The sequence below is a fragment of the Asticcacaulis sp. genome (assembly GCF_020217185.1).
In the GTDB taxonomy this organism is placed as follows: domain Bacteria; phylum Pseudomonadota; class Alphaproteobacteria; order Caulobacterales; family Caulobacteraceae; genus Asticcacaulis.
The window spans coordinates 1-10,000 of sequence record NZ_JAIWNX010000075.1 but is presented as its reverse complement, the minus strand read 5'-3'; the positions used below and the strand labels follow the sequence as shown (position 1 = coordinate 10,000).

5 protein-coding genes are annotated in these 10,000 nt (G+C 62.6%); all 5 read right to left on the bottom strand.

Features of this window, described 5'->3' with window-relative positions:
• Positions 1-1,098, bottom strand: a 1,098-nt coding sequence (locus LDL37_RS03640) for a heparan-alpha-glucosaminide N-acetyltransferase domain-containing protein (protein WP_290794490.1), incomplete at its 3' end; no start/stop codon positions are given.
• 197 nt (positions 1,099-1,295) lie between these two features.
• Positions 1,296-2,033, bottom strand: coding sequence for a GntR family transcriptional regulator (locus LDL37_RS03635; protein ID WP_290794487.1), 738 nt, complete (start codon positions 2,031-2,033; stop codon positions 1,296-1,298).
• 149 nt (positions 2,034-2,182) lie between these two features.
• Positions 2,183-4,435, bottom strand: a complete 2,253-nt coding sequence (locus LDL37_RS03630) for an EAL domain-containing protein (protein ID WP_290794484.1) — start codon at positions 4,433-4,435, stop codon at positions 2,183-2,185.
• 89 nt (positions 4,436-4,524) lie between these two features.
• Positions 4,525-6,153 (bottom strand): ABC-F family ATP-binding cassette domain-containing protein, encoded by a 1,629-nt coding sequence (locus LDL37_RS03625; protein WP_126420829.1) that lies wholly within the window; start codon positions 6,151-6,153, stop codon positions 4,525-4,527.
• 331 nt (positions 6,154-6,484) lie between these two features.
• Positions 6,485-10,000, bottom strand: a 3,516-nt coding sequence (locus LDL37_RS03620) for a translocation/assembly module TamB domain-containing protein (RefSeq protein WP_290794479.1), incomplete at its 5' end; no start/stop codon positions are given.

The window sequence follows — 10,000 nt, the reverse complement described above, 5'->3', positions numbered from 1 at the left end:
GACCGGCAGCCAGACGCAGAGAATGAACAGGCCGACCGGAAACAGGGCTGCCACGGCCTCGCCCACCGTGGCGCGGCTCAGGACATAGGTTTGGGTCAGAAGGTCCCAGCCGAGTAGCGGGTTCATCAGAAAATGCAGCACATAGGCGGCGATGGCGTTGAGGCCAAAGGCGCTGGCGAAGGTTACGGGCAGGCTGAGGGGGCCACGCAGTGGGGTGTCGCGATTATCAAGACACGCATGGAGCGGCGCCAGAGCCAGGAAGGTGATCCCCGTTGTCACCAGCACAAAGGACGAGGACCAGATGTCCTTGATGACCGGAAAGACAAAGCCCCAGCCTGCGCCAAGGATCAGCAGAAGCGCGCCCGCCCCGGCGAGGGTCAGGGCGCTGCGCCTGTGGGCCTGCATGAGGAACTCACCCGCCGCCATGCCGAGCAAAGCCTGCGCGATGGCGGGCAGGGTGCCGAGCAGGCCTTCGGGGTCGTAGCCTTCCGGCCCCTTGACGTAGTTATGGCCGCCCGCGCCGAACATCAGGCGATCGACCGAGGCGATAAAATTGTGGCCGCGCTCCCAGATATCGCCGGGCAGGCCATCAAGCGCCGGAAGCAGGCTCAGGGGCCAGTAGAGCAACAGGATGGCCGCAGCGATCCCCAACCGCGTCTTCGGGCCGAACCACAGGAACAACACCGCGGCTGCGCCATAGACGAGGCCGATGCGTTGCAGTACACCCCAGAAGCGCCAGGGCTCACCATCGAAATGCGCCAGCCAGCCGAGGTTCGACAGCAGCCAGCCGATGAGGAACAGCCGCACGACGCGCCAGCCGATCTTGCGGGCCTGAGCGGCATCGAGGCCCGTCGTCATCTTCGCCCGGTTCAGGGCCATCGGGATGGACAGGCCGACCATGGTCAGGAAGGCGGGAAAGACCACATCGGCGATCTTAAGTCCCTCCCAGTGGGCGTGCAGAAGCAGCGGAAAAACCTTGGCCTGAAGGCCGTAATACATGCCTGCCGTGGCATTGACGAGGATCATGCCGATGACCGTCAGGCCACGCAGGACATCCAGAGAAGGCAGGCGTTGCGCCGCGGTCTTCTGATCTCTCATCGGCTGTCTCCCCGCCTGATTATACAGAGGGGGACGATGCCCGATTACGCGCAAAAGTCAAAAGGCGTGTTTCGCTTAGAGCGATGTGCGGAAACGAAGTTCGGCGAAGCCAAAAGTGTGAGCGATTTTTCGCAAAAATATCGCGACAAAACAAAAATTTAGAGCGAAATGGCGTTTCCACCTAAAGTCATTTCGCTCTAGAGATCGTTCAGTTCGGCGACCACATCATAGGCGTCGCCGCGATAATAGCTCTGGGTGAATTCGGCGGCGCGCCCGTCGGCCAGAAAACCACGCCGTTCGATAAACAGGCCGGGCTCACCGGCTGTGACATTCAACTGTTCGGCCTGATCGCGCGAAAAGGAGATGGCGCGCAGACGCTGAAGCGCACGCACCGGACGGTGGCCGGAGGTTTCCAGCGCCGCATAGAGCGAATCGCCGACCGCTTCGATCGAGGGCAGGCAATAGCCGGGAATGGTCGAATATTCGAGCGCCATGGTCAAATCGTCGGCATAGCGGATGCGGTGGAAGCGATAGACCAGCGAACCGGGCGACAGACCCAGAGACAGGGCTTCTTCAGGGGTGACGGCCCCTTCCGACTTGCTGACCCAGACGCTGTGCGGTTTGCGGCCGCGCGAAATCATGTCTTCGGAAAAGGAGGACAGCTTGGAAAAGCTCTTTTCGACGCGGGCGGCGACAAAGGTGCCGGCCCCGCGACGGCGCGTCAGAAGCCCTTCATTGACCAGCCCGTCAATGGCCTTGCGCACAGTAATGCGTGAGACGTCAAAGGCTTCGGCCAGATCGCGTTCGGGCGGGATGGCGTCATCGGCCACAAAGACGCGCGCGCGGATGGCTTCGCGCAACACCTTTTGCAGTTGCAGATAGAGCGGGGCGGGATCGTTTTTTTCGAGGCGACCGACAGAGTCTATGATGGACATGGAGTTTAAGTCTCTCTCGCGACCTCTGCCGCTCTCAATCAAGCCGCAGGTGTCGGCGACTCAGACCCAGTATAATAGCGACCGGGTGGCGTCAAAGTCAAAGCCACAACCGGGGCAGAGGCCTGTCATCGGCCCGCGCCGCCAGGGCCTCAGCGCTGACCCGCTGCCAAAAGCGCAGGCGGCGCTTCACTGAGGCAATAGGCCTGCGGCCGCCCGATCAGATAGCCCTGTACGGCATCGGCACCCATGTCGCGCAGCAGGTCCATCTGTTCCTGGGTTTCCACGCCTTCGGCGATGACCGGTACGTTGATAGCGTGCGCCATACCGATAACGGCGCGGACGATCGCTTCGGCCGGTATGCCGTGCTTGTGCACCTTGCGGTCTGGCGACGGCGTCAGACCTTCGACAAAGCTGCGGTCGATCTTGAGCAGGTCGAAGGGGAAGGTCTGAAGGTAGGAGAGCGAGGAATAGCCGGTGCCGAAATCGTCCATGGCGATACGCACACCCATGCCCTTGAGCTTACGCAGCACGTGCAAGGCGCGGTCGGTGTTTTCGATCAGCACGCCTTCGGTGACCTCCAGTTCCAGACGCTGCGGGCGGAAGCCCGTGCGGATCAGTTCCTGCTGCACATAGCGGGTCAGATCGCCCTCGCAGATTTGCAGGGGCGACAGATTGACCGCAAGGTTCAGATGCGCAGGCCAGGTAGCCGCGGTTTCCAGCGCGCGCGACAATATCCATTGCCCCAGAGCGGTGATCAGGCCGGCCTCTTCGGCCACCGGAATAAAATCACTCGGCGGGATCGACCCCAGTTCCGGGTGCGTCCAGCGTACCAGAGCCTCATAGCCGATGAAACGATTGAGGTTCAGGCAGAACTGCGGCTGATAGACCAGAGACAGGCCTCGCTGACCGTGGGCAAGCGCGTCGCGCAGATCGGCCTCAAGGCGGCGACGGCGACGCAGAGCCTCGGCCATGGTGGCATCGAAGGCGCGCCAGCAGCCGCGCCCGTCCGTCTTGGCCTTATACAGCGCCATATCGGCATGGCGCGTCAGGCGATCAAGCGTCGGGCCTTCGTCGGGATAGAGGGCAAAGCCAAGGCTGGCCCCGACATCGGGGGCCTGATGGCCAAACTGCGCTTGCATCTCCGCCTGAAGGGCGCTGACCAGCGCCTCGGCCTTGGCTTCGGCCTGAGCGCGCCGGGTCACGCCGACCTGAAGAAAGACGAACTCGTCGCCCCCCAGTCGCGCCAGCACGTCGCCGGGGCTGGCCAGATCGCGCAGGGTTTCGGCAACGGTGATCAGCACTTCGTCGCCGACCATGTGCCCCATGGTGTCATTGACCTCCTTGAAGCGGTCAAGGTCGATCAGATGCAGGGCCAGTTGCGTCTTCTGACGTGTGGCACGCGCAGCTTCTTCGGCCAGACGTGTCTGGTAGAAGCCGCGATTGGGCAGGCCGGTCAGGGAGTCATGATGGGCCAGGTACTGGATACGCGCCTGAAAAGCATCCTTTTCGAAAGCCAGGGTGCATAATTGTGTGCAGATATCGACAATGCACTGCACGAAGGTATTGAGGACAAAGGGATGGGGCGAATAGAAGGCGAAGGTGCCGATGACCTTGCCCGCCTTGTCCTTGAAGGGCGTGGACCAGCAGGCGGTGTAACCCAGTGGCTCGGCTAATGCCTGATACGGTGCCCACAGGGGATCGGAGCGCATGTCATTGACCATGACCGGCTCACCGCGCCAGGCGGCGGTGCCGCACGAGCCGACAACAGGGCCAATGGCAAGACCTGCGAGGGCGGCATTGTACCAGTCGGGCAGACCGGGCGCGGCCAGCGGGTTCAGCTTGCCCTCCGCCACCCGCAGTACGGACATGCTGACGTCCTGCACCATATGCTCGACCTCAAGGCAGAGCAGCGACATCGTTTCGGGCAGGGGCTTGTCTTGCATCATGGCATCAAAGACCAGCCGTTGCAGCGTGTCGTTCAGCTTGGCGTAGGTGATATCACTGACGATGGCGATGACGCGGCGGCGATGGGCGGCGTCGGTCATGGCGGTGGCGCTGAAAGACACCCACATCGGGTGACCGTTGCGATCATGGACCAGCAACTCGCCACTGCGCTGACCGTTGCGGTGGACGTCGGTCAGTATGTCTTCGAGGTGTTCGCAGGAATCCGAATGCCGCCGGCACAGATCCCCCAGTGTGTTTCCGCTCAACTCCGAGGCGCTGAACCCAAGCAGGTTGCGAAACGCTTCGTTGACATACAGAAACCGGCCGCTGGTGTCGGTGATCACCATGGCGGTGTCTATAGCATCCACGGCCTCTCCCTTGAGCTGCGTCAGCTCAGTGGCGTCGCCCTCCATATAACGGCAGGACAGGGAGGCAGGGGGGGTAAGCGGAACGGTCATGGGCAAAGATACTTACCGCTGGATTGCGGAAGTAACCATGATATCCGATACGCGTGAACATTCCGGTAAGCGACAGGGTTAACCGGAGCTTACCCGTTCGGGTGCAGGCCCGGTGCTTCCTGACCGGTGCGTGCCACATATTCCGTATAGCCGCCGCCATATTCGTGCACGCCGTCGGGCGTCAGTTCCAGCACGCGGTTGGACAGGGCGGCCAGAAAGTGACGGTCGTGCGAGACGAATAGCATGGTCCCTTCGAAATCGGCCAGAGCCGCAACCAGCATTTCCTTGGTCACCATATCCAGGTGGTTGGTCGGTTCATCAAGCACCAGAAGATTGGGCGGATCGAACAGCATCCGCGCCATGACCAGACGCGCCTTTTCGCCGCCCGAAAGCACACGGCAGGGCTTTTCCACATCGTCGCCGGAGAAGCCGAAGCATCCGGCCAGGGTGCGCAGCGCACCCTGAGGGGCCTGCGGGAACGCGCCTTCCAGAGATTCGAAAATCGTCTCTTCGCCGTCGAGCAGATCCATCGAATGCTGGGCGAAATAACCCATCTTCACACTGGCCCCGACGGTGACCGTGCCTTTGTCGGGTGTGGTATCCCCGGCCACCAGCTTGAGCAGGGTGGACTTGCCCGCGCCATTGGCCCCCAGCACGCACCAGCGTTCCTTGCGCCGCACCTTGAAGTCGAGCCCGCTGTAAATGGCGTGGTCGCCATAGCTTTTGTGCACGTCGCGCAGGTTCAGCACGTCGTCGCCCGAACGCGGGGGGCTGCGGAATTCGAACTGTACCGACTGACGACGGCGCGGCGCTTCGACGCGCTCGATCTTGTCGAGCTTCTTGACGCGGCTCTGGACCTGCGCCGCATGGGACGCGCGCGCCTTGAAGCGCTCGATAAATTTGATTTCCTTGGCCAGCATGGCCTGCTGACGCTCGTACTGCGCCTGCCTTTGTGCCTCGGTCAGGGCGCGTTGCTGGTCGTAGAAGTCGAGATCGCCGGAATAGGTGATCAGCGAACCGGCGTCGATTTCGATGACCTTGCCGATGATGCGGTTCATGAAGGCGCGGTCGTGCGAGGTCATCAGCAGCGCGCCGTCGTAGTTTTTGAGAAAGGCTTCCAGCCAGATCAGACTTTCGAGGTCGAGGTGGTTCGACGGTTCGTCGAGCAACATGCCGTCGGGCCGCATCAGCAGGATGCGCGCCAGTGCCACGCGCATCTTCCAGCCGCCGGACAAAAGCCCGACATCGCCGTCCATGCGCTCCTGACTGAAGCTTAAGCCCGCCAGCACTTCGCGCGCCCGCGCCTCCAGCGCATAGCCGTCCAGCTCCTCAAAGCGCGCCTGCACCTCGCCATAGCGCTCGATAACCGCATCGAAATTGTCGGCCTGATCCGGGTCGGCCATGGCGGCCTCAAGCTCGGCCATTTCGGCGGCCAGCGCGCTCACCGGGCCGACACCGTCCATCACGGCCGCCACCGCGCTCTGGCCTGACATTTCGCCGACATCCTGACTGAAATAGCCGATGGTCATGCCGGCATCGATCGACACCTGACCGTCATCGGGCGGTTCCTGCCCGGTGATCATGCGAAACAGCGTCGTCTTGCCCGCGCCGTTCGGTCCGACCAGCCCGACCTTCTCGCCCTTCTGCACGCCCATGGAGGCGTCGATGAACAGGATCTGGTGGCCGTTTTGCTTGCTGATATTGTCGAGGCGGATCATACGGGACTTACAGAGTAGGGGCAGGGAGGGCCGCGCGTTTTGCAGCGCTAGGCGGTTCGCACAGGCCTCTACAATGGCAGGATCATTTAGGAAAGGCTGGCTTATTATGTTTCTGACAGAAACATAATAAGCCAGCTTTGGTTTGAGCCCTCGCCGGGCGGTCGCTTCGCCACCTTGGCCGCCGCCTCAATGGCGGCTTGAGCGGAATAATTTTTGAGAAATTATCCCGCTAGAGCGAAATGACTTTAGGTGGAAGCACCATTTCGCTCTAAATTTTTGTTTTGTCGCGATGTTTTTGCGGAAAACCGCTCACACTTTTCCGCACATCGCTCTAATAGTCCCGCGAGTATCGGAGATTGACGCTGGTGCCCGTCGTGGAGCCGACCTGTGTCAGCACCGACAGGACGCGCGACAGGGCGATCTCGACCTGCGTGGCCGTGAAGCCGCGCGTATCGGTGACGATCTCGACATAGATGTCGTTGGTCAGGTACTGACCCGCCGCCAGCGCCGTGCCACGGCCGGTCGAGGCATCGGCCCCCAGCACGCGCAGGCGGTCAATACCGGTCACCGAACGCAGCTTACCCAGCGGGTTAAGCCCGCCGCCCCCCTGAAGCGCCTGAAGCGAGGCCGCCAGTTGCAGAGCCTGCGTCGCCGACAGGTTGGCGACATTTTCGCCGAACAGCAGGCGCGACAGCACCTCGTCCTGCGGCAGGGCCGGGGTGGAGCCAAAGGCGATCTGCGGGTTCTGGGCGCGGCCCGACACGCCTATAGTGCCGGTGATGTCATCGACCTTGGTGGTCGCGGTCAGGGCGATTTCCGGATTGTTCAGGCTGCCGCCATCGAAGGTGATCTCGCCCTTCTCGATGTCAAATTCGCGCCCGGAGAAGGCGTAGGTGCCGCGCAAGGCATTGAGCCGCCCCACAATACGCGGGTCGCGCGTTGTGCCGCCGACGTTCAGGTTCATCTTCCATTCCGACTCCAGCCCCATGCCAGAAACGAAGATCTGGTTATCGGCGCGCAGGCGGATGTCGAGGTTCCACAGGGTGGGGGCGACGCGGCTCGTCTTACGCGGCTCGATACGCGCGCCCTTGATCCGCACGCCTTCCAGCTCATCGACCTTGGAGGCCCCCTGAAACACCACCTGATAGCGGAATTGCGGCAAATTAAGATTGCCGCGTATCCAAGGGCCGTTTTGCGCATCATTGGTGACATCGAGGGTACCCGACACGGTCGAGGCCAGCGCGTCAGAGGCCGCCAAACGCGCATTATCCAGCTTGGCATTCAGCTTGAGCGGGAAGTTGTCATCGGCGCTCAGGCCCACAAAGCCGGTGGCCGACACGCGGCCGTCTCCGGCGCGCCCTTCGAACTTTTGCAGTTCCAGCCGGTCGTTGGAGAAGCGGCCTTCCAGCGCGATATCGCTGATGCGCGTGCCGAAGGTCAGGTGTTCGTACACCAGGCCGTTGCCGCGCACCAGACCATTAAGCCGCGGCTGGCGCAGCGTGCCCGACAGATCGGCGGCCAGCGCCACATTGCCGGTCATCTGCTGATCGCCAAGGCCAGCGAGTGAGAACAGCACGCTGGACGGTCCGTTGAAGCGCAGGCCGCCGGAGACGGCGCCGTTTTGCAATTGCTGCGTCCACGCCCCGTCGCCGCGTGGGTCGATGCTGAGTGTGAAGCGGCCGATATCGGCCGTGCCCTGCCGCAGCAGGCCGCGCGCTTCGGAGCGGGTTTCACTGATGCTGGCCTGCATCTGGATATCGAGGGGCGTCGAAACGCGGGCAATGGTGGTGCGCGTCAGATTGTCGAAGGTAAGCTGCATCTGGGCCTGCGGGAAGGCCTTACCGCGCTGGGTGTAGTCGAGCCCGCCGGACACCGTGCCATTGACCCCGAGATTGGGGTCAATAATGTTGAGGATGCTGAGGTCGAAGCGATCAAACTGCGCCTGCGCGCGGAGGACCTCGCCAAAACGTCCGGCCAGATTGACCTTGCCCTGCGCCGTCATCAGCACCGCCGGGGTCAGCACCCAGTCCGCGCCCTGACGCACGACGCGGGCGGGGCGTTCCAGCGCAAACGGCACCTGACCGGCGCGACCGGACAGGGCAATCACGGCGTCATCGGGCGACACCTGCGCGTTGGCCGCCAGATTGAACGACGTGCCGGCGTCGCCATTGGCGATCATCTGCACCGTGCCGCGCATGCCTTTGAGGTCGATGCGGGCGCGGGCCTTTTCAACGTAGTTCTGGCCATAGACCACGTCGGCCAGTTGCACATCGCCCTTGATCGTCGGCTGTTCGTCAAGGCGCGCCGTGGCCTCAATAATGGCGCGCCCGATGCGGATTTCGGCTTCACCGGGCAGCAGGGCATTGTTGGCGCGGGCCGAGACCTGAGCCCCCTGCACGGCGTCAGAGGCCAGCAGACGCGCCGTGCCGTTGATCCCGCGCCCGGTCAGGTTCAGCGTGCCCGTAAAGGGGCCACTGGCCGATTGCACCAAGCGGCCCTGCGCGCTGAAACCCGCCACCTGCGCCGTGCGCACGTCGATGGTCAGCGGGCCGTCGCTTTTCAGCACCAGCACATCGGCCTTCAGAGGGCCGTATTGCGAGCCGCCTTCGGCCGTGATGGCATAGCCCTGCGGCGTGCTATTGATGTGCGCCACCACCTGTTGCAGACCCAGCCCCAGACCAGGCTTTTCCGCGCGCAGGGTCAAGGTGGGGGCCTTCAATGTTCCCCCGGCCTCGGCGCTCAACGGGCCGTACTTGGCCGACTGCGCCGCCAGTTTGAAATCCAGCCGCCCTTTCGACAGACGACCGCTGGCCGAGGTCAGACGGAAATCGGGTGCCGTCAGGGTCAGGCGTTGCAGGATGACGTCGCCATTGGCGGTGGTGTTCATCGCGCCGGAAAACTTGAAATTGCCGCCGAAAAACGACTTCAGGCCGCCATTGTCGAGGCGCAGGCTCTCTCCATCGACCTTGCCCACAATGCCGAAGCCGCCGGCCTTGAGCTGACGCAGATCGGCGTCGATCATCAGGTTGAACAGGCCGATCCCATCGACCAGATACTGATTGATACGCCCCTTAAGGGCGCCCTCGTAACGGCCTTCCGACGGCTGGGCGAGGATAATAGCCGTGCCATTGATCTTGTCCGAACGGATTTTGAGATTGTCCGACAGGATCAGGCCGTCCGACCAGGCCAGATCGCCATTAATCGTGATGTTGCTGACTAACGACTCTGCGGCGGCATTGAGCCCCGTCATGTGCCTGGCCGAAGCCTTGACCGGGATCAGGATATGGTCGCCATCGAGGCGCGATTTACCTTCGGCGCGGAGTTGATGCACCACCACGTCGTTAAAGCCTATGCTCCCTGCCGACAGTTTATAGTCAATCAGGGGGCGTTTGAACGCCCCATCCAGACGCAGCGTCGCCAAAATATCCTTGCCATTCAGGCCTTTGGCGATATTGGCGGGTTTGAGCAGGGCGGCATTGATCGTCAGATCACCGAACGCCCCTTTTCCCAGATCGACGCGGCCCTTGGCGTTCAGCGTCAGGGCATCGGCCGCCAAAGACAGGGTGCCGTCGGCGACGCGGTCCTTGAACGTCGTCGAAAGATCGACACGGACGGCCGGGGACAGCATGTCCGACAGCGATGGCACAATGGCCTGCGGTCGCGCCGTGCCCTTCACACCGAAAAGGCCGTCGCGCGCCGTCAGGCTCAGATCGGCCAGCGGCTGATCCCCCGCCATGCCGCTGAGGCGACCGTTCCATGCTTTCCAGTCACCTTTGCCCTCCAGCCGCAGGGTCAGGGGCGTCTCCAGTTTGGCCAGTCCCGTGATGGCGCCACCTTTTGGGGCATC